Annotated in this window: 24 protein-coding genes; 11 read left to right on the forward strand and 13 right to left on the reverse strand. The window is 69.7% G+C overall.

Annotated features, from left to right (window positions below; all coding sequences use genetic code 11):
• Nucleotide 1: 1 nt before the first annotated feature.
• Both ACGFNP_RS23335 and ACGFNP_RS23340 read right to left on the reverse strand, forming a co-directional pair.
• Nucleotides 2–499, reverse strand: coding sequence for a SigE family RNA polymerase sigma factor (locus tag ACGFNP_RS23335; RefSeq protein ID WP_358314295.1), 498 nt, complete (start codon nucleotides 497–499; stop codon nucleotides 2–4).
• A gap of 152 nt (nucleotides 500–651) precedes the next feature.
• Nucleotides 652–1332 (reverse strand): DUF1707 domain-containing protein, encoded by a 681-nt coding sequence (locus ACGFNP_RS23340; protein ID WP_358314298.1) that lies wholly within the window; start codon nucleotides 1330–1332, stop codon nucleotides 652–654.
• 172 nt (nucleotides 1333–1504) lie between these two features.
• Between ACGFNP_RS23340 and ACGFNP_RS23345 the strand changes: the two genes are divergently transcribed.
• The gene (locus ACGFNP_RS23345; RefSeq protein ID WP_393321887.1) at nucleotides 1505–2848 is read left to right on the forward strand and encodes an ankyrin repeat domain-containing protein; all 1344 of its coding nucleotides are present in this window, start codon (nucleotides 1505–1507) and stop codon (nucleotides 2846–2848) included.
• 58 nt (nucleotides 2849–2906) lie between these two features.
• On the opposite strand, the gene ACGFNP_RS23350 is transcribed toward ACGFNP_RS23345, so the two are convergent.
• Nucleotides 2907–3809 (reverse strand): maleylpyruvate isomerase family mycothiol-dependent enzyme, encoded by a 903-nt coding sequence (locus ACGFNP_RS23350; protein ID WP_393321890.1) that lies wholly within the window; start codon nucleotides 3807–3809, stop codon nucleotides 2907–2909.
• Nucleotides 3809–4366: a sigma-70 family RNA polymerase sigma factor gene (locus ACGFNP_RS23355; protein ID WP_358314304.1), complete on the reverse strand. Its 558-nt coding sequence runs from the start codon at nucleotides 4364–4366 to the stop codon at nucleotides 3809–3811. The genes ACGFNP_RS23350 and ACGFNP_RS23355 overlap by 1 nt, the downstream gene beginning before the upstream one ends.
• 151 nt (nucleotides 4367–4517) lie before the next feature.
• Between ACGFNP_RS23355 and ACGFNP_RS23360 the strand changes: the two genes are divergently transcribed.
• Together ACGFNP_RS23360 and glgX are read left to right on the forward strand one after the other, a co-directional pair.
• Nucleotides 4518–4943, forward strand: coding sequence for an OsmC family peroxiredoxin (locus ACGFNP_RS23360; RefSeq protein WP_358314306.1), 426 nt, complete (start codon nucleotides 4518–4520; stop codon nucleotides 4941–4943).
• A 33-nt stretch (nucleotides 4944–4976) separates the two neighbouring features.
• On the forward strand, nucleotides 4977–7079 hold the full coding sequence (gene glgX, locus ACGFNP_RS23365; protein WP_393321894.1) for a glycogen debranching protein GlgX: 2103 nt from the start codon (nucleotides 4977–4979) through the stop codon (nucleotides 7077–7079).
• Between the two features lie 261 nt (nucleotides 7080–7340).
• On the opposite strand, the gene ACGFNP_RS23370 is transcribed toward glgX, so the two are convergent.
• Nucleotides 7341–7745, reverse strand: coding sequence for a hypothetical protein (locus ACGFNP_RS23370; RefSeq protein ID WP_393321897.1), 405 nt, complete (start codon nucleotides 7743–7745; stop codon nucleotides 7341–7343).
• 167 nt (nucleotides 7746–7912) lie between these two features.
• On the opposite strand from ACGFNP_RS23370, the gene ACGFNP_RS23375 reads away from it, so the two are divergent.
• The 3 genes from ACGFNP_RS23375 to ACGFNP_RS23385 are packed head-to-tail and all read left to right on the forward strand — an operon-like array spanning nucleotide 7913 to nucleotide 10190.
• Nucleotides 7913–8635, forward strand: coding sequence for a pyrimidine reductase family protein (locus ACGFNP_RS23375; RefSeq protein WP_358314314.1), 723 nt, complete (start codon nucleotides 7913–7915; stop codon nucleotides 8633–8635).
• On the forward strand, nucleotides 8632–9816 hold the full coding sequence (locus ACGFNP_RS23380; RefSeq protein ID WP_393321901.1) for an ATP-dependent DNA ligase: 1185 nt from the start codon (nucleotides 8632–8634) through the stop codon (nucleotides 9814–9816). The genes ACGFNP_RS23375 and ACGFNP_RS23380 overlap by 4 nt, the downstream gene beginning before the upstream one ends.
• 26 nt (nucleotides 9817–9842) lie before the next feature.
• A complete protein-coding gene (locus ACGFNP_RS23385) occupies nucleotides 9843–10190 on the forward strand; it encodes a hypothetical protein (protein ID WP_393321904.1) in 348 nt (115 codons plus the stop codon).
• 85 nt (nucleotides 10191–10275) lie between these two features.
• Here the strand turns inward: ACGFNP_RS23385 and pgeF are convergent, their stop codons facing one another.
• From pgeF to ACGFNP_RS23410, 5 genes are all read right to left on the reverse strand, one after another.
• Entirely contained in the window at nucleotides 10276–10983 is a 708-nt protein-coding gene (gene pgeF, locus ACGFNP_RS23390; RefSeq protein ID WP_393321907.1) for a peptidoglycan editing factor PgeF, read from the reverse strand.
• A gap of 290 nt (nucleotides 10984–11273) precedes the next feature.
• Nucleotides 11274–14477 (reverse strand): efflux RND transporter permease subunit, encoded by a 3204-nt coding sequence (locus ACGFNP_RS23395; RefSeq protein ID WP_393321910.1) that lies wholly within the window; start codon nucleotides 14475–14477, stop codon nucleotides 11274–11276.
• A 241-nt stretch (nucleotides 14478–14718) separates the two neighbouring features.
• The gene (locus ACGFNP_RS23400; RefSeq protein ID WP_358314329.1) at nucleotides 14719–15390 is read right to left on the reverse strand and encodes a response regulator transcription factor; all 672 of its coding nucleotides are present in this window, start codon (nucleotides 15388–15390) and stop codon (nucleotides 14719–14721) included.
• Nucleotides 15387–16592 (reverse strand): histidine kinase, encoded by a 1206-nt coding sequence (locus ACGFNP_RS23405; RefSeq protein ID WP_358314331.1) that lies wholly within the window; start codon nucleotides 16590–16592, stop codon nucleotides 15387–15389. Before ACGFNP_RS23405 ends, ACGFNP_RS23400 begins: the two co-directional genes overlap by 4 nt.
• A 98-nt stretch (nucleotides 16593–16690) precedes the next feature.
• Nucleotides 16691–17701 carry a hypothetical protein gene (locus tag ACGFNP_RS23410; RefSeq protein WP_393321915.1) on the reverse strand — a complete coding sequence of 337 codons (1011 nt, stop codon included), beginning with the start codon at nucleotides 17699–17701 and terminating at the stop codon, nucleotides 16691–16693.
• 211 nt (nucleotides 17702–17912) lie between these two features.
• Between ACGFNP_RS23410 and ACGFNP_RS23415 the strand changes: the two genes are divergently transcribed.
• The 3 genes from ACGFNP_RS23415 (at nucleotide 17913) to ACGFNP_RS23425 (ending at nucleotide 21345) form a co-directional block, all read left to right on the forward strand.
• On the forward strand, nucleotides 17913–18857 hold the full coding sequence (locus ACGFNP_RS23415) for a hypothetical protein (protein ID WP_358314336.1): 945 nt from the start codon (nucleotides 17913–17915) through the stop codon (nucleotides 18855–18857).
• A gap of 152 nt (nucleotides 18858–19009) precedes the next feature.
• A complete protein-coding gene (locus ACGFNP_RS23420; protein ID WP_393321918.1) occupies nucleotides 19010–20449 on the forward strand; it encodes an aldehyde dehydrogenase family protein in 1440 nt (479 codons plus the stop codon).
• Between the two features lie 17 nt (nucleotides 20450–20466).
• The gene (locus ACGFNP_RS23425) at nucleotides 20467–21345 is read left to right on the forward strand and encodes a tetratricopeptide repeat protein (protein WP_358314342.1); all 879 of its coding nucleotides are present in this window, start codon (nucleotides 20467–20469) and stop codon (nucleotides 21343–21345) included.
• Nucleotides 21346–21354: 9 nt separating this feature from the next.
• Here ACGFNP_RS23425 and ACGFNP_RS23430 read toward each other — a convergent pair whose 3' ends face one another.
• Complete coding sequence (locus ACGFNP_RS23430; protein ID WP_393321921.1) at nucleotides 21355–21990, reverse strand: response regulator; 636 nt, start codon at nucleotides 21988–21990, stop codon at nucleotides 21355–21357.
• Complete coding sequence (locus ACGFNP_RS23435; RefSeq protein WP_393323632.1) at nucleotides 21987–23102, reverse strand: sensor histidine kinase; 1116 nt, start codon at nucleotides 23100–23102, stop codon at nucleotides 21987–21989. Before ACGFNP_RS23435 ends, ACGFNP_RS23430 begins: the two co-directional genes overlap by 4 nt.
• 127 nt (nucleotides 23103–23229) lie before the next feature.
• Here ACGFNP_RS23435 and ACGFNP_RS23440 point away from each other — a divergent pair, with 127 nt between their 5' ends.
• Entirely contained in the window at nucleotides 23230–24009 is a 780-nt protein-coding gene (locus ACGFNP_RS23440; RefSeq protein ID WP_393321924.1) for a CPBP family intramembrane glutamic endopeptidase, read from the forward strand.
• 47 nt (nucleotides 24010–24056) lie between these two features.
• Here ACGFNP_RS23440 and ACGFNP_RS23445 read toward each other — a convergent pair whose 3' ends face one another.
• A complete protein-coding gene (locus tag ACGFNP_RS23445) occupies nucleotides 24057–24629 on the reverse strand; it encodes a TetR/AcrR family transcriptional regulator (RefSeq protein ID WP_358314350.1) in 573 nt (190 codons plus the stop codon).
• 84 nt (nucleotides 24630–24713) lie between these two features.
• On the opposite strand from ACGFNP_RS23445, the gene ACGFNP_RS23450 reads away from it, so the two are divergent.
• On the forward strand, nucleotides 24714–25595 hold the full coding sequence (locus tag ACGFNP_RS23450) for an SDR family oxidoreductase (protein ID WP_393321927.1): 882 nt from the start codon (nucleotides 24714–24716) through the stop codon (nucleotides 25593–25595).
• Nucleotides 25596–25643 lie beyond the last annotated feature (48 nt).

Genomic DNA, 25643 nt, shown 5'->3' on the forward strand with positions numbered 1-25643 from the left:
GTCAGCTCCCCGTCTGGATCGCGGCCCTGGCCGCGGGGTCGAGCCGCAGCTTGGCCAGCGCACGGCTCGCCTGACTGCGGACGGTCGGCACCGAGCAGCCGAGTATCCCGGCGATCACCGTGTCGGGCAGGTCCTCGAAATACCGCAGCACGATCACGGCCCGCTGCCTGGCGGGCAGCGCGGCCAGGGCCGCCCTGAGTGCCTCGCGGGTGCCGAGATCGGCGTTCGGGTCCTGCCCGGCCAGGTCGGGGACGTCCTCCGTGGGCGTCTCACCGTGCCAGCGCCGCCGCCACCAGGAGGCGTGCGTGTTGGCCAGGATGCGGTAGACGTACGGGTCGGGGTTGCCGCCGACCCGCCGCCAGGCCAGCCACGCCTTGGCCAGGGCCGTCTGCACCAGGTCCTCGGCTGTGGGCCAGTCGCGGCAGAGCAGGTACGCCGTCCTCAGGAGGCGGGCCGAGCGTTGCTCGACGTAGCGCTCGAAATCGGCTCGATCCCGCATCGGAGTCCTTACTCATCGGTGATGTCCACCGGGACGCCGCTCGGTGGAGGTCACCGATCTCTACGCGCCAGAACCCACGAAACGTTGCATCAAAGGCCGCGGCCTGGTCGCCGCCCCCGCGGACGACGTGCCGCCGCCCAGCACCTGACGCGTCAGTAGCCGCGGTGGTCGTCGCGGAGCTGCCTGCGCATGCCGCGCCAGTCGTCGCCGTGCAGCTTGCGCCACTGCTCGCGCCAAGCCGCCAGGCCGCGCTGCAGCGGCTGGGCGCGGGAGTCGCCGATCACCTTCACGTCGCCCATGACCGCGTACGCGTGCACCCGGATGACCGGCGCGTTGGTGCCCGGCGCCGCCTCCAAGACGTCGACCCGCTTGTCGCCCATGATGGCCATGCCGTCGAGATCCACGTTCACGCCGTCGGGGACGATGATCTTCACGTCGCCCATCACCGAGACGGCCATGATGTCGACCATGTTCGTGCGGACCTCGGCCTCGCGCAGGTCGAGCAGCACGTCGCCCATCACGGCGACCGCGCCCAACTCCTGGTCGATCCGCCAGCTACCGCGCCGCTTGGAGTCGCCCATGATGCCGACGAACCAGCGCCGCTTGCGCACGGGCTGTTGCTGGTGGACCGGCGGCATGGGCGCGGCGCCGGAGGCGGGCAGGTCCTGGGTGAGCATGGCCAGCTCGGCGTGGGTGGAGGCGGTGTAGGCGGCCTCTGTGCGGTCGGTCAGCTCGACGAGCGTCAGCCGCCCGTCGACCGAGGCGACCCGGAGCTGCTCCACGACTGCTTCACGTTCGGCGTCCGAGGCCCTAACCTCGCCAGGGTCAGTCATACTCGCAACATATCGCGTTTCCGAATGATCTGGCTCCTCCCGTGGGAGGAACAGTGATACCTCCGACAGCTGATCCGGAGCACCACCCCGCGCCGGCAACCGGCGGGCGGGGGGCGGCGAGCCTCGCGGGGGCCGGACCCGGGAGTGCCCCGATCCAAGCTAGGGTCCAGTTATGCATGAGGAACAGCTCTACCGGGCCGCGTTGAACGGCGAGTCGGAGAAGGTGAGCGAGCTGCTCGCCGGTGGCACCGACCCCAACCAGGCCAGTGCGGGCGAGGAAGGCGGGTTGCCGCTCTGCGCGGCCGCCGCCTGGGACCGGGCCGAGGTCGCGAGCATGCTGCTGGCCGCCGGCGCCGAGGTGAACGGGCGGGAGAACGGCGGCTGGACCGCGCTGCTCTGGGCCGCGGCCAAGGGGCACGCCGAGACGGCCGAGGCGCTCATCGAGGCCGGGGCCGAGGTCGACGCCGCCAACGACGACGGCGACACCCCGCTCTCGCTGGCGGCCAGGCGCGGCGCTCTGGGCGTGGTGCGGCTGCTGCTGGACAGCGGGGCCGACGCCGGCAAGTACGACGGAGACGGCGACAGCCCGCTCGACATCGCGATCGACTGGGTGGGCGTGCACCTGGAGACCGCGCTGGTCGACCAGATCGGCCAGGACGACTGGGAGTACGTCGTTGCGCGCCAGTTCGCCAAGGACGGCACCGAGCTCGTCACCGTGGCCGGGCGCTCCCCCGACGGCGAGCAGACCGAGCAGGTGCAGGCACAGCGCGGGCACGCCGCCATCGCGACGCTGCTGGAGGACGCCACGAGCGTCTACACGGCGGCCGACCAGCTCGTGGCGCGGGCCCTGGCGCACCGCGACACCGACGAGGACGCCGAGACGTGGTGGATCGTCGCCGACTCGCTGGGCAAGCGGGCCGATGACGAGACCTACGAGGTGCTGGCCGGGCTCTGCGTGAGCGAGGACGCCAGAGAGCGGGAGTTCGGGGTCGACGCGATCGCCCAGTTCGGGTTCGCCGACGACGCCAAACCATACCTGGAGCAGACGCTGCCGCTGCTGCAGAAGATGGCCACCACCGAGGGCAACCCGCAGGTGCTCCGTTCGGTGCTGGCGGCGCTCGGCCATCAGGGCGACCCCCGGGGGCTGCCGCAGGTGCTCGACATCATCGGCCGTCCGGACCACCGGCGCACCATGACCGACGCGATCGCGCTGGCCGACGTGCTGCCGCCGGACCACGAGGAGGGGCTGGAGCTGCTGATCGGCATGACGCGGGACGACGAGGCGGAGGTCCGCGACTGGGCCACGGCCGGGCTGGCCTCGCTCAAGGCCGACACGCCGCGGATCCGCGAGGCACTCGCCGACCGGCTCGACGACACCGACTTCCGTACGGTGGCGGAGGCCACGCGGGGGCTCGCCGACCGGGGCGACGCGCGGGCCGAACAGGGCGCCAAGCGGGTGCTGGCGGAGAGCGACGACGAGTACGCCAGGGATCTGGTGACCCAGGCTCAGTCCTGACCGCCCGCTCTGCGGGAGACACAGGCGCCTCGACTCCGGCGAGGACGCCGGCCCCGCGTCAGGGGCCTGAGAGGGCCGGGGCGGTGTCGAGGACGTCGTGGGCCAGGGCGAGGTCGCCTTCGAGGTCGGCGGGGAACGATCGCGGGTCGCCCCGCCCGCCCAGCAGGAAGCAGAACCCCACCACGTCCGCCGTGATGTGCGCGTCCGGGGCGTCGCCACCGGCGGCGTCCGCGGCGTCCCCCACGCCCAGCGGCACGTGCCACTCGCCGCCCCCTGGCCCGGTCAGCGTGAGCAGGAGCGTGCGCCCGCTGCCGTCCAGGCCGGACAGGAGCATCGTCCACGGCAGCAGCCGCGCGCACAGGTCGGCCGTGGGGTGGATGTGCTCGGGGATCGGGTGCGGCAGCCGGAGGCTCGCGGTTCGGGCGGCGTCGTCGGCGTGTACCCACGTCTCCAGGCATCTGGCCAGCACGTGGTCGGACACCGGCGCGTCCAGGCCGTCGAGGCTCGCGACGGTGCCGGGTGCGAGGTCGGTCAGGTGGCGGCAGAGGGCGTCGGCCTGGGCGCGCCAGTCGCGCCTGGTCTGTTCCGGGCTGCGGGCCCGTTCGTAGTTCTGGACGTCGGCGGTACGGCCCAGCGCGTCGTTCGCGCCGATGGCCGGGCCCAGTACGGGGGCGCCGACCGAGGCCGCCAGCAGGCCGTCCTTGGCGGCGAGGTGGGCGACGAGCTCCTGAAGCGTCCAGCCCTCGACGATGACCCGTGACCAGTCGTCCTCACCGGCGGAGGCGAGCAGCGCGTCCATGGCGGCGACCCGCCCCGCGTACGGCTCCGCCCAGGGCGCGGTGGGAGCGGCGGGCCTTCGGCGGGCCCTGGCCCCGGCGAGGAGCTGGGGTCGCAGAGAGCGTTCCGGTACGGCCGGGTCCTCCATCAGCGCGTCCAGATAGAGACGCTCGACGGGCTCCATCACACCTCTTCCTCTGCCAGCGCGTCGGCCAGGCGGCGCAACGCCAGCCGGATCCGCGACTTGACCGTGCCCTCGGGCACGCCCAGTTCCTCGCCCACCTGGCGGTATGTCCTACCACCGTAGTAGGCCAGTTCGACCGCTTCCCGCAGGCCCTCGGGCAGCGCCGTCACCGCCTGCCGTACCCGTTCGGCCTCGTCGGCCGCGAGCACGTTGTCCTCCAGCCTGGCGGGCTCCGGCTCGTAGAGCCTGGGACCCAGCGTGGAGACCCGCCTGCGCTCCTCGGCCCGTACGTGGTCGACCGCGCGGCGGTGCGCGATCGTGGCCAGCCACGCGCGCAGCGTGCCACGGTCCGGGTCGTAGGCCAGCGGCCGTTCCCAGAAGACCAGGAACACCTCCTGCGTGATGTCCTCGGCGATCACACGGTCCCTGGTGACCCGCAGGGCGAGACCGAAGATCAGCGAGGAGAGCCGATCGTAGACCTCCCCGAGCGCGGCCTCGTCGCCGCCGACCACCCGCTGATGCAGCAGGCGGTCGTCGTACGGTGCCTCCACTGGCACCACACTCCCGTGATCCGGACCAAGGCGGCGGGTGCGCCGCGACCCGAGCATGTCATTATTCGCCGGAAAAGTGCACACGGATGACCGAGCCGCAGAACTTTGTCGAGCTCGCGATAGGGTCGGAATCCCACGACCAGAGGGAGCAACCGATATGGCCACCACTCGCACCGCCACCACTCAGTGGAAGGGCGCGCTGCTCGACGGGTCGGGCACGGTGTCGCTCGACACCTCGGGTGTCGGCACGTTCGAGGTCTCCTGGGCCTCCAGGGCCGAGGCGGCGAACGGCAAGACCTCGCCCGAGGAGCTCATCGCGGCCGCCCACTCCTCCTGCTTCTCGATGGCGCTCTCGCACGGCCTGGCCGGCGCCGGCACGCCGCCGGAGTCGCTGCAGACCAGCGCGGACGTGACGTTCCAGCCGGGTGAGGGCATCACCGGAATCGTCCTCAGCGTGAAGGGACACGTGCCCGGGATCACGGCCGAGCAATTCCAGGAGGCGGCGGAAACCGCGAAGGCCAATTGCCCGGTGAGTAAGGCGTTGACGGGCACGACGATCACCCTCAACGCCGAACTCCTCTAGCGGGACCGCGATCGCGTGCGACAATTGGGTCACATGCGCGAAGTCTGGCCGGGAGAGCCCTATCCACTTGGCGGCACCTGGGACGGCGTGGGCACCAGTTTTGCGGTGTTCTCCGAGGTGGCCGAGCGAGTTGAGCTATGCCTTTTTCACGATGACGGCTCCGAAGAACGCGTGGGTCTGCCGGAAGTCGATGGATTCGTCTGGCATGGCTACCTGCCGGGCATCGCGCCAGGACAACGTTATGGATATCGGGTGCACGGCCCGTACGAGCCGTCGCAGGGGCACCGGTGCAATCCGGCGAAACTGCTCCTCGATCCCTATGCCAAGGCGATCGACGGTGATCTGACGTGGAATGAGGCATTGTTCCCGTATCACTTCACCGACCCGACGCGGCTGAACACGGCCGACAGCGCCCCCTTTATGCCGAAAAATGTGGTCGTCAACCCGTTCTTCGAGTGGGGGAACGACCGGCCGCCGCACGTCCCGTACCACGAGACCGTGATCTACGAGGCGCACGTGCGGGGGCTCACCATGCGCCACCCGGCGGTGCCCGAGGACCAGCGCGGCACGTACGCGGGCGTGGGACACCCGGCGATCATCGACCACCTGCTCTCGCTCGGCGTGACGGCGGTCGAGCTGATGCCGGTGCACCACTACATGCCCGAGCACTTCCTGGTGGCGCGGGGGCTGACCAACTACTGGGGCTACAACACGATGGCCTACCTGGCCCCCCACGGCCGCTACAGCAGCTCGGGCACGCGGGGCGAGCAGGTGCTGGAGTTCAAGGCCATGGTGCGGGCGCTGCACGAGGCGGGCATCGAGGTCATCCTCGACGTGGTCTACAACCACACGGCCGAGGGCGACCACATGGGGCCCACGCTGGGGTTCAGGGGGATCGACAACGCGGCCTACTACCGGCTGCACGACGGTGACCGGCGCTACTACCTCGACTACACGGGCTGCGGCAACTCACTGAACGTCCGGTCGCCGCACGCGCTCCAGCTCATCATGGACTCGCTGCGTTACTGGGTGCTGGAGATGCACGTCGACGGGTTCCGGTTCGACCTGGCGGCGGCGCTGGCGCGGGAACTGCACGACGTCGACCGGCTGAGCGCCTTCTTCGACCTGATCCAGCAGGATCCGGTGATCTCGCAGGTCAAACTGATCGCGGAGCCGTGGGATGTCGGCCCCGGCGGCTACCAAGTCGGAAATTTCCCGCCATTGTGGACGGAGTGGAACGGGAAATACCGCGACATAGTGCGAGATTTCTGGCGGGGCACCCACTCGGCGCTGCCCGAATTCGCCTCCCGCCTGACCGGCTCCGCCGACCTCTACGCCTCCTCCGGCCGCCGGCCCGTCGCCTCCATCAACTTCGTGACCTGCCACGACGGCTTCACCCTCACGGACCTGGTGTCGTACGACCGCAAGCACAACGAGGCCAACAGCGAGAACAACCGCGACGGCACCGACGACAACCGCTCCTGGAACTGCGGCGCCGAGGGGCCCGTCGAGGACCCCGAGATCGTCCGGCTCCGCCTCCGCCAGCGCCGCAACTTCCTGACGACGCTGTTCCTGTCGCAGGGCGTGCCGATGCTCTCCCACGGAGACGAGCTCGGCCGCACGCAGCGGGGCAACAACAACGGCTACTGCCAGGACAACGAGCTCGCCTGGATCGACTGGTCGCAGCTCCACACCGAGTCGGAGATGCTGGACTTCGTCCGCGAGCTGTCGCGGCTGCGGCGCGAGCACCCGGTCTTCCAGCGCCGCCGCTTCTTCCACGGGCGCCACCCGGAGGACGGCAAGCGCGACCTGGTGTGGCTCACGCCCGGCGGCACGGAGATGACGGCCGGCGACTGGCACATCGGCTACGCCAAGTCGCTGATGGTCTACCTCAACGGCGAGGCGATCACCGAACCGGGGACGCGCGGCGAGCGGATCGTGGACGACTCCTTCCTGTTGCTGATCAACGCCCACCATGAGGACATGACGTTCACCTTGCCGGGCGCGGAGTTCGGCGACCACTGGCTGCCGATCCTCAACACCGACGACAAGGGCGTCTCCGACGGAGATTATGAGTGCGCTGCTCAAGTGGTGGTGACCTCCCGCAGCATGCAGGTGCTTCATCGGCCGCGCTGATTACCACCATTTTGTTTTACGGCAGGCACGGTGAGCCCCACCCGCCATACGTGGTCGGCGTCTGTCCAGGGGAACGCTCCTGCGGTTCACGCGGCTGGGCGCCGTGACGAGACGGTGAGACCGGGGCCTTCCCGGTCCGCCTGCCTCACGGGCCGGTAGACGTTCAGGGGTGGCGGGCCATTCCGGTCCGCCTCTCTCCCCCGCCGGTAGACGTTCAGGGTGGGCGAGCTTTTCTGGACTGTCTGCTCGCCGACCGGTCGTTCAGAGGTGGCCGGTCAGGCTTGCGGTGAGGAGGACCAGGACGAATGTCGCCACGCCAGCCAGGCCGTGCAGAAGCACTGCCAGGAGTGGGAAGCGGCGTTCCGCGCCTCGGGCGTGGCGGCCTGTGCCCAGCCAGCGGGTGAACATCGTGAAGCCCAGCAGGGCCGCCGCCGCCAGCACCCCGAACGCGGTCCAGGCCAGCAGGCGGTTGCCCGTGATCAGGAAGGCCATCCAGCAGGTCAGCGCCGACAGCGCCAGCACCGGGTGGGAGAAGATCAGCGTCACCGGAAAGCGCGTGACCTTCGTCGCCTGTTGCCGCAGCCCGCCGCCCGACAGCCAGAGGTAGAGCAGGTAGATCCCCACGAGCGCGGTGAACAGCCATGTCACGGCAGTGATCAGCCCCATTGGGCCTCCCTCGCGTGCCCGATCCCCAAGTGCCCCGATCCCCATGTGCCTGCCGCCACGGTATGCGCATCACGCTGCGTGTGTCCCTCGATACACAAAAGTGCTATCCCTCCCGCCAAAGGCCCCTACATCGGCTCGTTGTCGGAGGCGTGTGCCAAGGTGGAGGAGTGCGTCGCATCCATCCCGACATCCAAGACGAACCAGACATCGAGCAGGCTTATGCCTACCCGGAGGGGCGGCCATGGCTGCGCCTCAACATGGTCGCCAGCGCCGACGGGGCCGCCTGGCTGAAGGGGCTGTCGGGCGGGCTGTCCAGTGAGGGCGACCGGCGGATCTTCCGGGTCCTGCGCGGGTTGTCCGACGTGGTCATGGCGGGCGCCGCGACCGTACGCACCGAGGGGTACGGAGCGGTCAAGCCGCGCGAATCCTGGCGGACGCTGCGGGAGGGCAGGCCGCCGGCCCCGCCGCTCGCGGTGGTCACCCGCCGGCTCGACCTCGATCTGGGCAGCCCGCTGTTCACCGAGGCCGTCAGCCGGACGATCGTCATCACCTGCGAGGCCGCGCCCGCCGAGCGCCGCGCCGACGCTTCCCGGGTGGCCGACGTCGTGGTGGCGGGCGGCGACGCGGTCGACATGTCGGTGGCCGTGCGCGAGCTGCACGAGCGCGGTCTGACGCGGATCCTGTGCGAGGGCGGCCCCCGGCTCAACGGACAGCTCGCGGCGGCCGACCTGATCGACGAGCTCTGCCTGTCGATCAGCCCGCTGCTGGTCGGGGGCGGGGCCGCGCGGATTCTGAACGGCGAGGCATCGCAGGTCGAGCTACGGCTCAGCCAGGTGCTGGAGGAGGAGGGGGTCCTCTTCTGCAAGTACACGAGGGAGTCAACGACATGACCGAGCCCACCCAGCCGCCCGCCGAGATCGAGGCCGAGATCGAGGCCAAGGTCGCGGTCGCCGAAGAGCCGGAGCCGGTGCCCAATCTGCCGGTCCGGCCGCCCGTGGCGCCGATGCTGGCCAAGCCGGTCAAGAAGATGCCCGAGCAGGACGGCACGCTGTTCTACGAGCCGAAGTGGGACGGGTTCCGGTGCATCGTGTTCCGCGACGGTGACGAGGTCTATCTGGGCAGCCGCAACGAGCGCCCGTTCACCCGCTACTTCCCCGAGCTGGTCGAGGCGGTCAGGGCGGAGTTGCCGGACAGGTGCGTGGTCGACGGCGAGATCGTGCTGCCGCAGGGCTCGCAACTCGACTTCGACGCGCTGCAGCAGCGCATCCATCCGGCGGCGTCGCGGGTCACCATGCTGTCCGAGCGGACTCCCGCGTCGTTCGTGGCGTTCGACCTGCTGGCGCTGGGCGACGAGTCGCTGATGGAGACGCCGTTCAGCGAGCGGCGGGCCCGGCTGGAGCAGATCTTCCCGGAGAAGGGCAGGTCCATCCGGCTGACCCCGGTCACGACCAACACCGAGCAGGCGTCCGAATGGTTTGAGATGTTCGAGGGCGCGGGGCTCGACGGCATCATCGTCAAGCCCGGCGACCAGCCATACCTCCCCGACAAGCGCACGATGTTCAAGGTCAAGCATGAGCGCACCGCCGACGTGGTGGTGGCCGGTTACCGCGAGCACAAGACGGGGCCGATCGTGGGCTCGATCCTGCTCGGCCTCTATGGTGATGACGGCCGGCTGCATCATGTGGGCGTGGCGGCGTCGTTCCCGATGGCGCGCCGGGCCGAGCTGGTCGAGGAGCTCAAGCCGTACATCGCCGAGCTGGGCGAGCATCCGTGGGGCCACTGGGCCGAGCAGGCGGCGGCCACCGTCGGGCAGCCGGCGGCCGGGCCCGCGACGGGCGGGCAGCGGGTGCCGGGCGCGGTGTCACGCTGGAACGCCAAGAAGGACCTGTCGTTCATCCCGCTCCGGCCGGAGTTGGTGATCGAGGTGGCCTATGACCAGATGGAGGGCGATCGGTTCCGGCATACCGCGCAATGGCGGCGGTGGCGGCCGGACCGCACGCCGGAATCGTGCACGTACGAGCAGTTGGAGAGACCGGTCTCGTACAACCTCGACGACATCCTTGCTCGATAGCCCCTCAACCCGTTATATCTCGACATATGAGTACCGGTGATGAGTTACGGGCGGCGGTGGGCGCCCGTCGCGACCTTGGGCCCGATTTCGAGGACGCGATAGTCGAATCCTTCCTCGAGAAGATGGGGCAGGAGGTCGACCGGCGAGTCGACGAACGGCTCGCCACCTTGGGGCCGAAGGGCAAGGGCAAAGGCAAAGACGTCGCCAGGCAGGGGCCGAGCGAGGGTCAGCGGCTGGCGCTGGCGATCGTGTCGCTCGCCCTGGGCACCGTCGTGACCCTGGCCGTGATCTTCGGCGGCAAGGAGATGTGGATGATCGCGCCGATCTGGATCGGCGTCGTCATGCTCAACGGAATCTTCGGTAGCCGTAACTGACCTCGACGCCCACCGCCGAGGCGGGCACGCCAGATCAGCCGGGGGCCCAGCCGAGCCAGATCCGCTGGGTCAGACGCAATCGGGGTCAGGTGAGCCAGATCAGGCCGGCGAAGCGGCCGCCCGGCTGTTCGCGGCGGTGGGAGTAGAGCTCCTGCGACTCGATCGTGCACCGGGTGTCGTGCCGTACGTCTGCGACGCCCGCTGTGCGCAACTGGGCCTCGATGCCTGCCCGGAGGTCCAGTGCGGGCGTGTCCCACGAGGTGGTGGACCAGGTCGCCGGCACCCGGGACGCGACCCGCTCGCGCAGCTCGGCGGGCACCTCATAGCAGCGGCCACACGCGCCGGGCCCGATCAGCGCCACCATCCGCCCGGGGGCCGCGCCCTTGGCCGCCATCGCCTCGACCAGGGCGGTGGCGATGCCCGCCTCGGTGCCTGGTCGTCCGGAGTGGGCGGCGGCGACCATGCCCGCGACCGGGTCGGCGACGAGCACGGCCGGGCAGTCGGCGCCGAGTGAGGCGAGCGCCAGCCGGGGCTCGGTGGTGAAGACGCCGTCGAACGGCGGCGCGTCGTCGCCGAACGGCTCGCTGACGTACGCGACGTCGGCGCTGTGAACCTGCCGCATGAACACGATGGCCCGCACGCCCAGCTCGGCCGCGACACCCGCCCGGTTGGCGCGCACCGCGTCGGGGTCGTCGCCGACGAGGCCGCCGAGATTGCGCGACGAGTACGGCGGAGCGCTCACTCCCCCGTGACGATCGGTGATGGCGACGTGCACTCCGGGGGCGAGCTCCATGCCTCCGATCTTAGGGCCGCCCCGCCCTCCCGCCGACGATGGCCTTGCCTCACGTGGCCTTGCCCTCGACGGTGCGGCCCGGCGCGGTGCCGTGCGGCGGGGTGCGGGGCGGCGGGGTGCGGCGCGACCCAGTGCGGCGCGACCCAGTGCGGCCCTGCCCGGTTGCTCAGTGCCTGCCTGCGGCGCTGGGCTGTCTGCGTGTCGGCCGCGGCCGTACCCCCGTGCCCCTGGCCTGTCTTTCGGGGCTCAGGGGCACGGGGGCGTCGGGGTGGCTGCGTTATGGGTCGGGGTTAGCTGGAGTGGGCCGGTTCCTTGGGGGTTTCGGCCAGGGGTGGGGTGTCGGGGCGGCCGGCGCGGCGGGTGCGGATTTTCTCCTTGCGGCTTTCGACCATGGTGTAGAGGGTCGGGACCAGGACGAGGGTGAGCAGTGTGGAGCTGATCAGGCCGCCGATGACGACGATGGCGAGGGGTTTGGAGATGAATCCGCCGCCACCGGTGATGCCCAGGGCCATCGGCAGCAGGGCGAAGATCGTGGCCAGTGCGGTCATCAGGATGGGGCGCAGCCGGTTGCGGCCGCCTTCGACGACCGCCTCGTACAGCGGCATGCCCTGGCGGCGGTACTGGTTGATCAGGTCGAGGAGCACGATGGCGTTGGTGACGACGATGCCGACGAGCATCAGCAGGCCGATCATGGCGGCCAGGCCGAGGGACGTGTCGGTGATGAGCAGCAGGCCGATCGCGCCGGTGGCGGCGAACGGGATCGATACCAGGAGCAGCAGCGGCTGGATGAGGCTGCGGAAGGTGGCGACCATGACGAAGAACACCAGCGCGATGGCCGCCACCAGGGCCAGGGCGAGGCTGCCGAAGGCTTCGTCCTGGTCGGCGCTGGCGCCGCCGATGGAGTAGGTGGCGCCGGCGGGCAGGGTCAGCTTGGCGAGCCGGGTCTCCAGATCCGCGCTGATGGCGCCGAGGTTGGCGCCGGTGCTCTTGCCGGAGACGGTGACGGTGCGATCCCCGTCGATGCGGGTGACCGATACGGGGCCGTTGACCTGCTTGACCTCGGCGACGTCGGAGAGTTCCACCTTTCCGGGCAGATCAAGTTTGCGCAGCTCGGCGAGGGAGACAGGGGCGTCGCCGGTGTGTACGACGACGTCGGCGGTGGTGCCGTCGAAGGTGAGCTGGGTCACGGTGCTGTCGCGGAACGCCTGGGACACCGCCTGGCCGATGACGGCCTCGGACAGGTCGTGCTTGGCGGCCTTCTTGCGATCGACGGTGACGTCGACGCGGGGCGCGGTGTCGGCCAGGGTGCTGGTCGTCTCGGTGACGCCGGGCATCGCCGCCATGGTCTGCTGGACGACTCGCGCCGCGTCGTCCAACGTGTCCTGCTCACTGGCGTGGACCAGGACCTCGAGCTTGTCGCCGCCGAAGCCGCCGCTCTCGCCGATGCTGATCTGGCCCGCGTCGGTCAGCTTGCTCAGCCGATCGCGCAGGGTGTTCTCCACGGCCGCGGTGTCGCTGCCCTCGTGCAGGGTGAGCGAGTAGCTGGCGCGGGCCGTACCTCCGCCGCCACCGCCGCCGGGACGCCCGCCGCCGAAGCCGACGCCGCTCGCGCCCCCTACGGTGACCTGGTACGACTGGATGTCATCGAGGCCGGTCAGGATCTTCTCGACCTCTTTGGCCTTCGCGTCGGCCGAGGCCAGGGACGTGCCGGCGGGCAGGTTCTGGGTGACGCTGACCGTGTTCTGGCCCGCGTTGTCGATGAAGCTGGTCTGCAGGCTGGGGACCAGGGCGAGGGTGCCGATGAGGATCGCCAGGGCGCCGGCGACCGTGGTGAGCCGGTGCCGGGTGGCGAAGCGGATCACCGGGACGTAGGCGCGCTGGAGCAGGCTGCGGCGTTCCTTCTCCTCGGCCTTGTCGCGGTCGCCGTTCTTGGGCGGCTTGAGGAACCAGTAGCTCAGCACCGGTACGACGGTCAGCGACACCAGCAGGGAGGCGATCAGGGCCACGGTGACGGTGATGGAGAACGGGCCGAACAACTCGCCGACGAAACCGCCGACGAAGGCGATCGGCAGGAACACCGCGACGGTGGTGAGGGTGGAGGCGGTCACGGCGCCCGCGACCTCACGCACGCCGTTCTCGATCGCCTGGCGTTTGCGCTCGCCGTAGGACAGGTGGCGTTTGATGTTCTCCAGGACCACGATCGAGTCGTCGACGACGCGGCCGATGGCGATGGTGAGGGCGCCTAGGGTGAGCATGTTCAGGGAGTAGTCCTTGACCCACAGCCCGATCAACGCGATCAGCACCGACAGTGGGATGGAGACCACGGTCACCAGCGTGGAGCGTAGCGAGACCAGGAAGACCAGGATGACCAGCACGGCCATGGCCAGGCCCAGCAGGCCCTCGGTGGTCAGGCTCTCGATCGACTTCTCCACCTGCGGCGCCTGGTCGAAGACGATGGTGAGCGCGGCGTCCGTGCCGAGCGCGGTGGCCAGGGCGGGCAGTTTGGCGCGTACGTCCTCCGAGATCGACACCGCGTTGCCGTCGGGCTTCATGGTGATCGAGACGCCCAGGCTGGGCTTGCCGTCGGTGCGGGTGAGCGTGGCCGCCTCGGCCAGCCCGAGCTTCACGGTGGCCACGTCGCCCAGTCGTACCGGCTTCGGCTTCGCGGGGGTCTTCTTGGGCTGCGGCGCGCCCGGACGCTGACCCTGAGCCGTGGGCTGGGCCGGGGACGCCTGGGCGGTGGACGCCTGGGCGGCGGGGGTCAGGTAGAGGTCCTTGAGGTCCTCGATCGAGGCGTACCGGGCACCGACCTGGACGCTCAGGGTGGTGTCCGACTTGGTGAGGGTGCCGGCCGGAATCGGCTGGCCCGCGTTCTGGATGGCGGTGGAGATCGCGGCGGTGTCCAGCCCGTGTTCCTTCAGCTCATCGGCGTCGGGGGTGATGGTGATGACCTGATCCCGGGTACCGGTGACCGAGGCCTCCTTCACCCCCTCGATGCCGGTGAGCGCCGGCACCACCTGGGTGTCCAGGCGCTCGGCGAGCCGCTGCTGGGAGCCGTCGGAGGCGGCGGCGAGCTGGATGACCGGCAGGTCGTCGGTGCTGCCCACGACCACCTGCGGATCCACCCCGTCGGGCAGCCGGCTGGACAACCCGCCGACCACCTGCTGGATCTTGCTCTGCGCGTCGTCGATGTCGGTGCCGAAGTCGAAGGCCACCTGGATCGTCGCGCTGGCCTCCCGCGAGGTCGAGGTCACGCCGGTGACGCCGGCCACCCCGCGTACCCCCTCTTCCAGCGGTACCGTGACCCGGTCCTCGACGATCTGCGGCGCGGCACCGGCGTACGTCGCCACGACCGACACTTGCGGAAACGACAGTGAGGGCAAGAGCTGCTGCTGCAACGCCGGGGTGATGTAGGCGCCGAACGCGACCACCACGATCGTGATGAGCGCGATGAGCCCTCGATTCGCGAGGCTCAATCTAGCCAGAAACGACATCTTTCCACTTCTCTTCAGCTGGGTGTCAGACCGCACATCGCGCAGGAACGGGAGAGCCGGAGGCGGCGCCTCACCACGGGCGAGCAGCACGGCATCGTCGTGGTCCCTACTCAAGACTCGTGGCCTCGTCCCGGGAGAACGTCCCCCTGGAGGAGGGTCTTGATCTGCGGCGATCGCGGTAGACGCGGGGGCGGGCTACCGCGCCCGCGGTTCCCGGCCGGTCAGCGGGCCTGGGGGCGGATCAGCGGGCCTGGGGGCGGATCAGACCGGTCTCGTAGGCGATGATCACCAGTTGGGCGCGGTCGTGCGCCTTCAGCTTGATCATCGCCCGGTTGACGTGCGTCTTGGCGGTCATCCGGCTGATTCCCAGCAGGTCGGCGATCTCATCGTTGGTACGCCCGCAGGCCACCAGGATCATCACCTCCCTTTCGCGCTCGGTCAGCACGGCCAGGTCGTCCGGCACGTGCTCGGCCGAGGCGCCGGGGCTGGCCAGGAACCGGGTGATCAGTCCTCTGGTCGCCGACGGCGACAGCAGCGCCTCGCCCCTGGCCACCACCCGGATGGCCTCCTGCAACTCGCCGGCCTCCACACTCTTGCCGAGGAACCCGCTGGCGCCCGCCCGCAGCGCGGCGAAGACGTACTCGTCGATCTCGAACGTGGTCAGGACCAGCACCCGGACCCCGGCCATGGCCTTGTCGGAGGTGATCTCACTCGTCGCGGCGAGACCGTCCATTCCGGGCATGCGGACGTCCATCAGCACCACGTCGGCCATGGTCTCCCGCGCCAGCCGTACGGCGTCATGACCGTTGGCGGCCTCGCCGACCACCTCCAGGTCGGGCGCCGAGTCGACCAGCACCCGGAAACCGGCGCGGACCAGCGCCTGGTCGTCGGCCAGTACCACTTTGATCGTCATGGGCTGTTCTTCCTGGAGGTGGGGAGCACGGCGCGTACCCGGAACCCACCGTCTTCCACGGGTCCGGCGACGAACGTCCCGCCGACCGACCGGGCCCGCTCCCGCATGCCGATCAGCCCGTGACCGGTCCCGGAGGAGATTCCACCCGGATCGCTCTCACCGTCGTCGGCCACGTCGACGACCACCGCGTCGGAGGTGTAGTCGATCCGCACGGTCGCGGTCGCCCGTGGCGCGTGCTTGCTCACGTTCGTCAGCGCCTCCTGGACGATCCGGAACGCGGCGAGGCCCACGGGAGCGGGCAGCGGCCTCGGTTCGCCGTAGATCAGCCAGCCCAGCTTCAGCCCGGCGCCGGTGAACGAGTCGACCAGGTCGGGCAGCCGATCCAGCCCGGGGGCGGGTTCGGTCAGCAGTTCGTCGCGGCTGCCCGGACGGCGCAGCAGCCCCACGGTGGTCCGCAGCTCGTCCAGCGCCTCCTTGCCCGCGTGCCGGACATGGCCCAGCGCCGTACGGGCCTGCTCGGGTTCGGTCGCCAGCAGGTGCGCGGCGACCTGCGCCTGCACGTTGATCAGCGCGATGTGGTGGGCGAGGACGTCGTGCAGCTCGCGGGCGATGTGCAGGCGTTCCTCCATCACCCGGCGTTCGGCCTCCTCCTCGCGCGTCTCCTCGGCCCTGCGCGCCCGCTCCTCGATGGCGGCCACATAGGCCCGGCGGCTGCGCAGCGCGTCCCCGATGGCGGTGGCCATGCCGATGGGGGCGACCTGTGCCAGCACCTCGGGCGCCAGCCACGTGTCACCGTTGAACACGACCTTGGCCACGGTGACCACCAACGCGACGAGCCCGCCGTAAATCCACGCGTCCCGGCGCGGGTGGCGCGCGGCCACGGTGTACACCGCGATCCCCAGCCCCAGGTCCAAGGGGCTGCGCCCGCCGCCGACCATGAGTTGGGCCACGAACCCGGCGACCGTGACCGCGAGAACGGCGCGCGGCCACCGCCGCCGGAAGGCCAGCGCCCCGCAGACGACCGCCGCCAGCGCGATGCTGTACGTGGTGAGGGGCTGCACCTGGCCGCGCCACATCGCCCCCGGCGGTTGGGGCGCGACCGGCGTCAGCAGCATGGCCGCGTACAGGAACACGGCCAGGATCGTGTCCGCCACGTAGGGTCGGGAACGGAGTTCCTGTCTCAGCCAGGTCAGCGGACGCACCCCTACACGTTAGGTGTGAGCTGGGCGCATTCCCTCATCCGGTGGTACCGGCCCGCGCTACTGCGACCGCGGTACGCGGGCCGGGGTCTCAGCTGGGGTCAGAAGTCGGCTATGTCGCCTCCCAGAGATACCCAGTCGGGTTTCCAGGTGCCGTCTACCTGCCACTTGTGCCACACAGCGGAGTCGTAGCCGAGGTAGAAGGCCTCCAGACGGCCGTCGGCGTTGCGGGCCAGAACCGGATCGCCGGCCGCCTCGCCGCCGAGGGAGCTCCACGGGCCCCAGCCGTCCTCGGTCTGGGCGATCGCGTAGATCGCGGAGTCCTCGGATCCTCGGGCGAGGACGACGAGGTGGTCGTCACGGTCCCGGAAGATCGCCGGAACGCCGTAGACCTTCCCGCCAAGGCTCTCCCATTCGCCCCAGGGGCCGTTGGCGCTGGTCTGCCTGATGTGCCACAGGGTGTTGTCGGAGCGGTGCGTGAACACCTCCAGGCAATCTTCGGCGTCCCGGAACACCGCCGGATCGGTGTCCACGCTGCCGCCGAGGCTCTCCCATTCGCCCCAGCCGTTGTTGACGCTGCTCTGCCCGATGTGCCATACGGCGTTGCCGTCCCACCGCACGAACACCTCCAGCCGTCCGTCGGCGTTCTGGAACACCGCCGGGTTGCTGCGTAGTTTGCCGCCGAGATCCTTCCACCCGGTCCATTCGCCGCCGGGGGTGGTCTGCCAGGCGCATTGAAGGGTGTTGTTGATCTCGCGCATGAAGGCGACCAGCCCTCCGCCGGCGTCCTGGAACATCGCGACTTCGCCGCCGAAGGACTCGCCACCGAGGTCGTTCCACTCGCCCCATACGCCAGGGGCCGTCTGCTGGATGTGGTGGATGCGGTTGTCGATGCCTGGGGCGAGCACCTCCAGGCAGTCTTCGGCGTCGCGGAAGACGGTCGGGGCGGCGATGACCACACCGCCGAGGCTGTCCCAATCGCTCCAGTTGCCGTTGGGGGTGGTCTGCCAGACGTGCTGCAAGGTGCTGTCGATGCCTCGGGCGACCGCCTCCAGGCGCCCATCGGCGTTGAGCGCGACGTGGATGCCGGCGAGTTTGGGATCCAGAAGCATGGCCTCTCCTCACAATGTGGAGTTGATTGATGACAGAGAGTCAATCACAGCGTTTGGAGGGCGCGACGGGCGGGCCTCGGCGACAGGCCTGAGGACAGAAGGCGCCTGCCGGACTTCCGGCCGCCTCGCCTCGGCCATCAACCCTTGCCTGGCGGGACATTCATGAATGGGATGAACGCCGGCAAGCCTCGCCATCGGTCAAAACATCGCCATGGCGACCGTCGATCAGCGAAAGGAAGATCTTGCTGATTTGTGCAGAATGAAGCCCACGCGATTTCCAGGCAATCTGGACGGCGCTGATACTTTCAGCGCATGGACTGGCCGAACCCTGCCCGGTGCGGTCGGAAAAATCACACAAAAGGAGTCCATAATGGGCTGGCTGGATGCTGCTCTCTCCGTGGGGACGACCATCGGCAAGATCGCGGGAGCTCTTCAGGGAAGCACGGGGACGCTGACTCATATCGGTCCGACAGGCAGCGGCATCAACCCGAAGATAGGTCAGGTGATTTTCTGGCTGGATGAATTCAACCATATCTGGGCGGTAAATCAATCGGACGATGAGGTGGGGATCTACTTCCCGGCCGCCAAGAGCGGCGAACCTGAGGGAGAGAATTATACGATCACCGGGAATAATAGGTTCCCCATTTCAGGCGCGTTCAATGCGTACTCGCTGGCGGACGTGGACGAGTTCGTCGTCACCCCACGTACGGGTAACAACTCGGCGGGGATCGGCAATGGCGAGAAAAACAACACGATCCAAGCGTCGGCTTCGAACCAGCCCGCGAACGCGGAATTCAAGATCGGCCCCTTCATCCGCATGAGGGTGAGCGGGTCGGAGCGGTTGGCCATGGTCAGCGTCGTCGGCGGTCTGGTCCTGACGGGCATCTACCTGTTCACCATCAGGGGAGCGGGTCGCACCGAAGGCCGGTTGTCCAACATCGAGCCGCCACCGTCGGCGAACGGCGGAGTGACGAGCATGACGGTTCCACTTCCGGCCGGTGTCGACGTGAGCGCGGGTGTGTCGTTCGTCGACATCACCGTGTCCGTCCAGAACATGCAGCCGCTTCTGGCGAGCATGGCACGCGAGCACGCGGATCTGATGGTGCCGCTCACCCAGGAGGATCGCGAGAGGATCGCCGCCTACGCGGGACCGTGACCGCTCCTGCCGTACCGACCACCCGGCCCTTCGTTCGCCGGGTGGGACCGCCGGAAGTCTCGGAGCTGCGGGCCCTGCCGCAGCTCCGGCCGGCCCCTGATGATCATGGGAGATCTAGCCCGTACGAGGCAAGCAAGCATATGCTTGGCCCCGTGGCTGACTATCGCAATCTCATCGGCGGCAAGCTCGTCCCGGCCGCCGACGGTAAGACCATGAACTCCGTCAATCCGGCCACCGGCGAGGTATGGACCACCATCCCGGCCAGCGGCCCCAAGGACGCCGAGGCGGCCGTGGCGGCGGCTCAGGAGGCGTTCCCCCGCTGGTCGGCCATGCCGGCGCTGGGCAGGGCGCACTTCCTGCGCAAGGTGTCCGAGCTGTTCGCCCAGCATGCCGAGGAGCTGGCCCGGCTGGAGACGCGCGACAACGGCAGGATCCTTCGCGACACCCTGAAGAAGGACCTTCCGGGCATGACCTACCTGTGGCAGCTCGCCGCGGGCCAGTGCCTCGACGCGGTCAAGGGGGACACCGTCATCCTGGGGCCCGACGCCCTGGGCATGACGCGTCGCGAGCCGTACGGCGTGGCCGTGTGCATCATCCCCTGGAACTCCCCCATCTCGACCTTCTCCGCGAAGGCGGCATTCGCCCTCGCGGCCGGCAACACGGTCATCGTCAAGCCCGCCGAGCAGGCGAGCGTGTCGGTGTTGCGGCTGGGCGAACTGCTCGCGGAGGTGTTCCCGCCCGGGGTGCTGAACATCGTCAGCGGCATGGGTGAGGACGTGGGTGACGCTCTGGTACGGCATCGGGGCGTCGGCAAGATCAGCCTCACCGGTTCGACGGCCACCGGTCAGGCCATCACCCGCGCCTCTGCCGACTCGCTCAAGCCGATGACCTTCGAGCTGGGCGGCAAATCGCCAAATATCGTCTTTCCTGATGCTGATCTGGAGGCGGCGGCCCAGGGCATCACCGTGAACTCCATTTTCACCGGCAACGCCGGACAGGTCTGCGTGGCCGGTTCGCGGATCCTGATCCATCGGTCCATCTGGGATGAGGTGCTGGGCCGTACCCAGCAGATCGCGGAGAGCCTCGTCCTGGACGAACCGCTCGACCTGGCGACCACTATGGGGCCGATCGTGTCGGCCGGTCAGTACGAACGCGTCGTGTCGTACCTGGAGGTGGCCGAGAAGGAGGGCGCCGAGCTGGTGTTCGGCGGCCGGGCGGGCGCCGAGGTGGTGCCGCATCTGCCCGGCGGCTACTGGGTCGCGCCCACCCTCTACACGACCGGCGACAACGCCTTGCGCATCTGCCAGGAGGAGATCTTCGGGCCCGTGGCGGTGGCGATCCCGTTCGACACGGACGAGGAGGCGCTGACGATCGCCAACGACTCACCGTACGGGCTGGCGGCCGGTCTGTGGACGCGTGACCTGGGCCGCGCCCACAGGTTCATCCGCGATCTGCGGAGCGGGACGGTGTGGGTGAACACCTTCCGGCAGATGCCGCCGGGGCTGCCTTTCGGCGGCGTGAAGGACAGCGGGTACGGGCACGACTCGGTCCTCGCGTACACCCGGGAAAAGGCGGCCATCATCCAGATTTAGTTGGATAGATTCCCCTCATGAGCGAGGGGATCAACGAAAAGCCGGAGCTTTCCGAGGCTGCCGCACAGTCTCGCGCCTCGGTGCTGCGCAGCCGGGCCGAGTCGTACATCGCGCTGTCAAGACACGACGCCGCCATCGCCGATCTTACGGAGTCGATCGCGCTCGTACCGGACAATGCCCGAGCCTGGCGGCTGCGGGGTGAGAGCCATCGCATCATCGAACGCTACGAGGCCGCGCTGTCCGACTTCGACGAGGCACTGAAGCTGGAGCCGGACAGCGGGTACGCCCTGGGCTCGCGCGGCCAGACGTACGCCGCGCTCGGCCGTCTGGAGGAGGCCATGGACGACTTCGAGCACGCGCTGACCCTCTCGCCCGAGTCGCTGTGGATCCTGGAGGCCAAGGCGGACGCTCTTGCCGATCTCGACCGCCTGGACGAGGCGCTGGAGGAGCACGCGAAGATCATCGCCCTGAACGAGCAGCTCGCGTACTCGTGGCTGGCCAGAGGCGACCTCTACCAGCGCATGCACCTGTACTCCGAGGCCATCGACGACTACACCCGGGCGCTGGAGGTGGAGCCCGAGTACGTACGGGCGTTCAGCAGGCGCGGCGAGGCGCTACGCATGATCGACCGCTACGACGAAGCCCTGTCCGACCTGAACCGGGCCATCGAGCTCGACCCGGACAACGACCGCGCGCTGGGCAGCCGTGGCGCGGTCCTCAGCGAGATGGGCGACAACGAGGCGGCGGTGCGGGACCTGGACCGGGCGATCGAGCTGGACGAGGACTACACCTGGGCGTACCGGGTGCGCGGGGAGGTCCTGCAGGAGATGGAGCGGCACGAGGAGGCGGTGGCCGACTTCACCCGGGCGCTGGAGCTGGAGTTCGGCGACTCCTGAGTCAGCCGTTCACGAGCCGGACAGGTGCAGGGCGAGTTGGGTGCGGTCGCGCAGGCCGAGTTTGCGCAGCATGCTCGACACGTGGTTCTTCACCGTGCCCTCGGTGATGAACAGCCGGGCGGCTATCTCCCGGTTCGTCGCACCCACCGCGATCATCCTGGCCACCTCCAGTTCCCGGCCCGACAGCAGTTCCTGACCACGAACCGGGCTCACCGGGCCGCGCGGCCACCCGCGCAGCTCGGCCACGAGCCGGGCGGCCACCGGCCCGTCGAGCACGGTCTCGCCCTCGTACGCCTTGCGGATCCCGGCGATCAGCTCCTCGGGAGTGCAATCCTTCAGCAGGTAGCCACGGGCTCCGGCGCGCAGCGCGCCGAAGATGTACGCGTCCTCCTCGAAGGTGCTGAGCACCAGCGCGGCGATGCGCGGGTGCTCGGCGGCGAGCCGGGCGGTCAGCTCGACCCCGTCCATCCGCGGCATCCTGGCGTCGACGAGCACCACGTCGGGCGTGCTGCGCGGCACGGCGGCCAGCGCCTCCCAGCCGTCGGCGGCCTCGCCCACCACCTCGATCCCGTCCTCGATCTCCAGCAGCTTGCGCAGTCCGCGGCGCATGAGTTCCTGGTCGTCCACGAGCAGCACGCGGATCATGGCCGGGCCACCGGCACCTCGGCCCGCAGCTCGAACCCGCCGTCCCGCGCGTTGGCCGCCCGGAAGCTGCCGCCGATGGCCCGCACCCGCTCGGCCAGCGAGGACAGGCCGAACCCGGCCGTGTCCACCGCGCCCTTGCCGTCATCACCGATCACCAGCACCACCCGATCCTCGCCGAAATCCAGGCGGGCGCGCACCTGGCGAGCCTCGGCGTGCCGCAGCGCGTTGGTGAACCCCTCCTGGAGCACACGGTAGAGGACCAGCTCGGAGTCGGGGTCGATGCGGCGTTCGATCCCGTCGACGGTGAAGCTGACCTCGACCCCGGCGCCCTCGAAGGAGCGGGCCAGCCGGCCGAGCGCGGTGCTGCCGAGCTGGCCGTCCAGCGCAAGGGGACGCAGCGCGCGCACCCACCGCCGCGCCTCGGCCAGTGCCCGGACGGTCATCTCCTTGGCCTGGCGCACTTCCTCCCAGATCAGCTCGGGATGCCGTTCGCGGTAGCGCTCGGCGTTCTCCAGGTTCACCTTGATCACGGTGAGCTGGTGCCCGATCGAGTCGTGCATGTCCCTGGCCATCCGGGCGCGTTCTTCGGCCACCGCCAGCTCCCTGATCCGCTCGATCAGGCGCTGCGCCGCCGCGCGCTGCCTCCTCGCCTCCAGCAGGGCGGACGTCATGACCAGGGAGAAGACGGCGAGCAGCGTCATCGGTACGAACTCGTCGAGCGCTTGGCGCCAGCTCCCGTCCGACAACAGCAGGATGAACGCGCCCACGGAGAGCAAGTAGATCGCCGTGATCACGATCGCGGTGCGCATGCCGTACACGAAGGCGAGGTTCACGATCGCGACGAACACCAGCGCGATGTGCCATCCGCTCAGCACCTGGCCGATGAGCAGGACCGTCACCATCAGCACCGGGGCGGCCAGCTTACGCACCGAGCCGGCTGCCGGGCTCCACGGCATGATCAGCCAGAGCGCCGCCACCAGCGCCATCACACCGGCGAAGAGCCCGAAACGCGGCCAGGAACCGGCGGCGCCGGCGCCACCGGCCAGGACCGTCGCGAATACCACCCAGAACACCACAGAGAGCAGCACAGGCCGGTCCGGGTCGCGAAACATCACAGCTGCGGACCCTACGCGGCTGCCGGCCTTCGGGGCATCCCCCCAGCGACACGGTACTTCGGTCATGTCCGGATCTATCCTGCGCTCGATGTGCGCTCCAACGGGTGGGCCCTAGCGTGCCGTCATGCGAATCCTTGGTGCTGTCCTGGTCACGATCGCGATGCTGTTCGCGGCCACGTTCGGAGTCATGGCGATCGGCAACGTCCTGCCCGGCGGCTCCCAGGCGGTGGCGCCGTTGATCACGGTGCTGGTGCTCCTGCTCGTCTACGCCTACCGGCGCTTCGTGAGCCACCGCCCTTGGTCCGGCCTCCGGATCAGCTTGACCTGGTGGGCCCTGCCCCAGGCGGTGCTCGGCATGCTGGTGGGCCTGGCCGCCCTGCTCGGGGCCAACGCCGTCTCCGTCTGGGTGGGCGCGGCGACGTGGCTGCCGCCCGCGGACTTCCCACCCCTGATGATCCCGCTCGTCGTCATCGTGATCGCGCTGAAAGCCTCGTTCCCGGAGGAGCTGCTGTTCCGCGGCCATCTGTACGACACGCTGTCCGACCGGCTCAGCCCACGCGCCGTCCTGGCGGTCACCACACTGTCCTTCGGCTCGATCCACATCCTGTCGCAGAGCCCCGCCTCTGGGATCACGGAGAAGCTGCTCTATGTCGTGATGGCCATCGCGCTCGGGCTGCTGTGCGGGGCGGCTCGGGAGCGGACGGGGGCGTTGTGGATGTCGGTGGGGGTGCACAACGCGGTCTACCTGAGCCAGTTGTTCCCCACGCGGGACATCGACTACGGGGTGCAGCTCACCCTTCAGGCCGCCGCTCTCGCCCTGTCGGCCGTCCTGGTGCTCGCGTTCCCGGCGGTCCGCAGCAGGGTGTCCGGCGCCGAACCTCCGGTCCCGGACGCCCTGTCCTAGCCTCCATCAGGCCGCCGCGCACGTGAGCAGGCCGGAGCGACGGATGGTCAGCCGAGTTCGGTGAGCGCGCCGTGCAGCCGGTCCAAACTCGTTCGGGCTAGTTCGCCCAGCTCCTGCTGGTTGTCCGTCGTGACCCATGTGGCGAATGCCTCTTTGAAGGCGAGCATGCCCAGCTCGGCCGCCAGGGTGGCCGCCGGGTCCGGCAGGCCGCGGGCGCGCAACGCATCCGCCATGGCCGCGGCCATGCCGACCTGCTTGAGCTGATCACGCTCCTGGAGCTCGGCGCTGGTCGCGATGATGGCACGGACTCGGGGCGCGAGCTCGCGGTTGAACGGCGTCATCGCCCCGGCCGCCCGCTCGAGCCCGGCGGCAACCGCGGTCAGGGGGGTGGCGCCCTCGGGTGCCGCGGCGATGCCTTCGGTCAGGAGCCGCGACAGCGTCTCCTGACCGGCGGCGAGCACTTCCCTCTTGTCCGGGAAGTGGCGGAAGAAGGTGCTCTTGGTGAGCCCGGCGCGCTCGGCGATCTCGGTGACGGTCGTCTCGTCGTATCCCCGTTCGGAGAAGAGGTGCAGCGCGGCGGCGACAAGCCGCTCGCGGGCGTCGGGTTCCCATCGGGGCATTGCGCCATCATATCAATGAGACCTTTGTCCCATCACTCTGCTACGGTGATGGGACAAAGGTCTCATCACTTTGGGGAGTCTCCCATGCGTGTCTTCATCACCGGTGCCAGCGGCGGGATCGGCTCCGCGGTCGTCCCCGAGCTCATCGGCGCCGGCCACGAGGTTCTCGCCCTGGCCCGCTCCGACGCCTCAGCGCGGGCCGTCACCGCCGCGGGGGCCACTGCCCTCCGGGGCGACCTCAACGATCCCGACAGCCTGCGCGCCGGCGCCACCGAGGCTGACGGGGTGATCCACCTCGCCTTCGGCAACGACTTCACCGACTTCGGGAGGTGCGTCGCCGAGGAGTCCCTCGCGGTCGAGACCTTCGGCGCCGCACTCAAGGGGACCGGCAAGCCGCTCGTCATCGCGTCCGGCACCCCCGCCGTCCCCGGCCGCCCCTCGACCGAGGAAGACCCGGCGCCGACCGAGGGACCCGTGGGCGGTCGCGGACGCAACGCCCAGGCGGTCCTCGATCTGGCCGCCGAAGACGTGCGCTCCGTGGTCGTCCGTCTGCCGCGATCGGTACACGCCCGGGGCGGGCCTTACGGGTTCGCTTCGATACTCATCGAGGCCGCCCGGCGCACCGGGGTCTCCGGCTATGTCGGTGACGGCACCCAGCGCTGGCCGGCGGTGCACCGCCTGGACACCGCCCGGCTCATCCGCCTGCTCCTGGAAGAGGCCGCTCCCGGCACGGTGGCGCACGCGGTCGGCAGCGAAGGCGACAGCATGCGCGCCATCGCCGAGGTCATCGGCCGCCGGCTCGGCCTGCCCACTGAGGCCGTGCCGAGGGAGAACTTCGGCTTCCTCGGCAACGTCTTCGCCGCCGACCAACCGGCCGCCAGCGCGATCACCCGCGAGAAGTTCACCTGGCGGCCCACCCACCCGAGCCTGCTCGAAGACCTCGAAGCCGGAAACTACCCGGTCTGAGATCAGCGACGTTCCCGCTGATCTCTGGAGATCTACCGAATAGGGTTC

This window comes from Nonomuraea sp. NPDC049269 (assembly GCF_043197155.1).
Classification (GTDB): Bacteria; Actinomycetota; Actinomycetes; order Streptosporangiales; family Streptosporangiaceae; genus Nonomuraea.

What these genes read in the sequence shown, in the direction of transcription:
- ACGFNP_RS23410 (WP_393321915.1), bottom strand. Translation starts at nt 17,701, where the DNA reads ATGCTTCTGGATCCCAAACTCGCCGGCATCCACGTCGCGCTCAACGCC.
- ACGFNP_RS23415 (WP_358314336.1), top strand. Translation starts at nt 17,913, where the DNA reads ATGGCGACCGTCGATCAGCGAAAGGAAGATCTTGCTGATTTGTGCAGA.
- ACGFNP_RS23445 (WP_358314350.1), bottom strand. Translation starts at nt 24,629, where the DNA reads ATGCCCCGATGGGAACCCGACGCCCGCGAGCGGCTTGTCGCCGCCGCG.
- glgX (WP_393321894.1), top strand. Translation starts at nt 4,977, where the DNA reads ATGCGCGAAGTCTGGCCGGGAGAGCCCTATCCACTTGGCGGCACCTGG.
- ACGFNP_RS23360 (WP_358314306.1), top strand. Translation starts at nt 4,518, where the DNA reads ATGGCCACCACTCGCACCGCCACCACTCAGTGGAAGGGCGCGCTGCTC.
- ACGFNP_RS23350 (WP_393321890.1), bottom strand. Translation starts at nt 3,809, where the DNA reads ATGGAGCCCGTCGAGCGTCTCTATCTGGACGCGCTGATGGAGGACCCG.
- ACGFNP_RS23430 (WP_393321921.1), bottom strand. Translation starts at nt 21,990, where the DNA reads ATGATCCGCGTGCTGCTCGTGGACGACCAGGAACTCATGCGCCGCGGA.
- ACGFNP_RS23345 (WP_393321887.1), top strand. Translation starts at nt 1,505, where the DNA reads ATGCATGAGGAACAGCTCTACCGGGCCGCGTTGAACGGCGAGTCGGAG.
- ACGFNP_RS23380 (WP_393321901.1), top strand. Translation starts at nt 8,632, where the DNA reads ATGACCGAGCCCACCCAGCCGCCCGCCGAGATCGAGGCCGAGATCGAG.
- ACGFNP_RS23425 (WP_358314342.1), top strand. Translation starts at nt 20,467, where the DNA reads ATGAGCGAGGGGATCAACGAAAAGCCGGAGCTTTCCGAGGCTGCCGCA.
- ACGFNP_RS23395 (WP_393321910.1), bottom strand. Translation starts at nt 14,477, where the DNA reads ATGTCGTTTCTGGCTAGATTGAGCCTCGCGAATCGAGGGCTCATCGCG.
- ACGFNP_RS23435 (WP_393323632.1), bottom strand. Translation starts at nt 23,102, where the DNA reads ATGTTTCGCGACCCGGACCGGCCTGTGCTGCTCTCTGTGGTGTTCTGG.
- ACGFNP_RS23440 (WP_393321924.1), top strand. Translation starts at nt 23,230, where the DNA reads ATGCGAATCCTTGGTGCTGTCCTGGTCACGATCGCGATGCTGTTCGCG.
- pgeF (WP_393321907.1), bottom strand. Translation starts at nt 10,983, where the DNA reads ATGGAGCTCGCCCCCGGAGTGCACGTCGCCATCACCGATCGTCACGGG.
- ACGFNP_RS23385 (WP_393321904.1), top strand. Translation starts at nt 9,843, where the DNA reads ATGAGTACCGGTGATGAGTTACGGGCGGCGGTGGGCGCCCGTCGCGAC.
- ACGFNP_RS23370 (WP_393321897.1), bottom strand. Translation starts at nt 7,745, where the DNA reads ATGGGGCTGATCACTGCCGTGACATGGCTGTTCACCGCGCTCGTGGGG.
- ACGFNP_RS23400 (WP_358314329.1), bottom strand. Translation starts at nt 15,390, where the DNA reads ATGACGATCAAAGTGGTACTGGCCGACGACCAGGCGCTGGTCCGCGCC.
- ACGFNP_RS23335 (WP_358314295.1), bottom strand. Translation starts at nt 499, where the DNA reads ATGCGGGATCGAGCCGATTTCGAGCGCTACGTCGAGCAACGCTCGGCC.
- ACGFNP_RS23450 (WP_393321927.1), top strand. Translation starts at nt 24,714, where the DNA reads ATGCGTGTCTTCATCACCGGTGCCAGCGGCGGGATCGGCTCCGCGGTC.
- ACGFNP_RS23340 (WP_358314298.1), bottom strand. Translation starts at nt 1,332, where the DNA reads ATGACTGACCCTGGCGAGGTTAGGGCCTCGGACGCCGAACGTGAAGCA.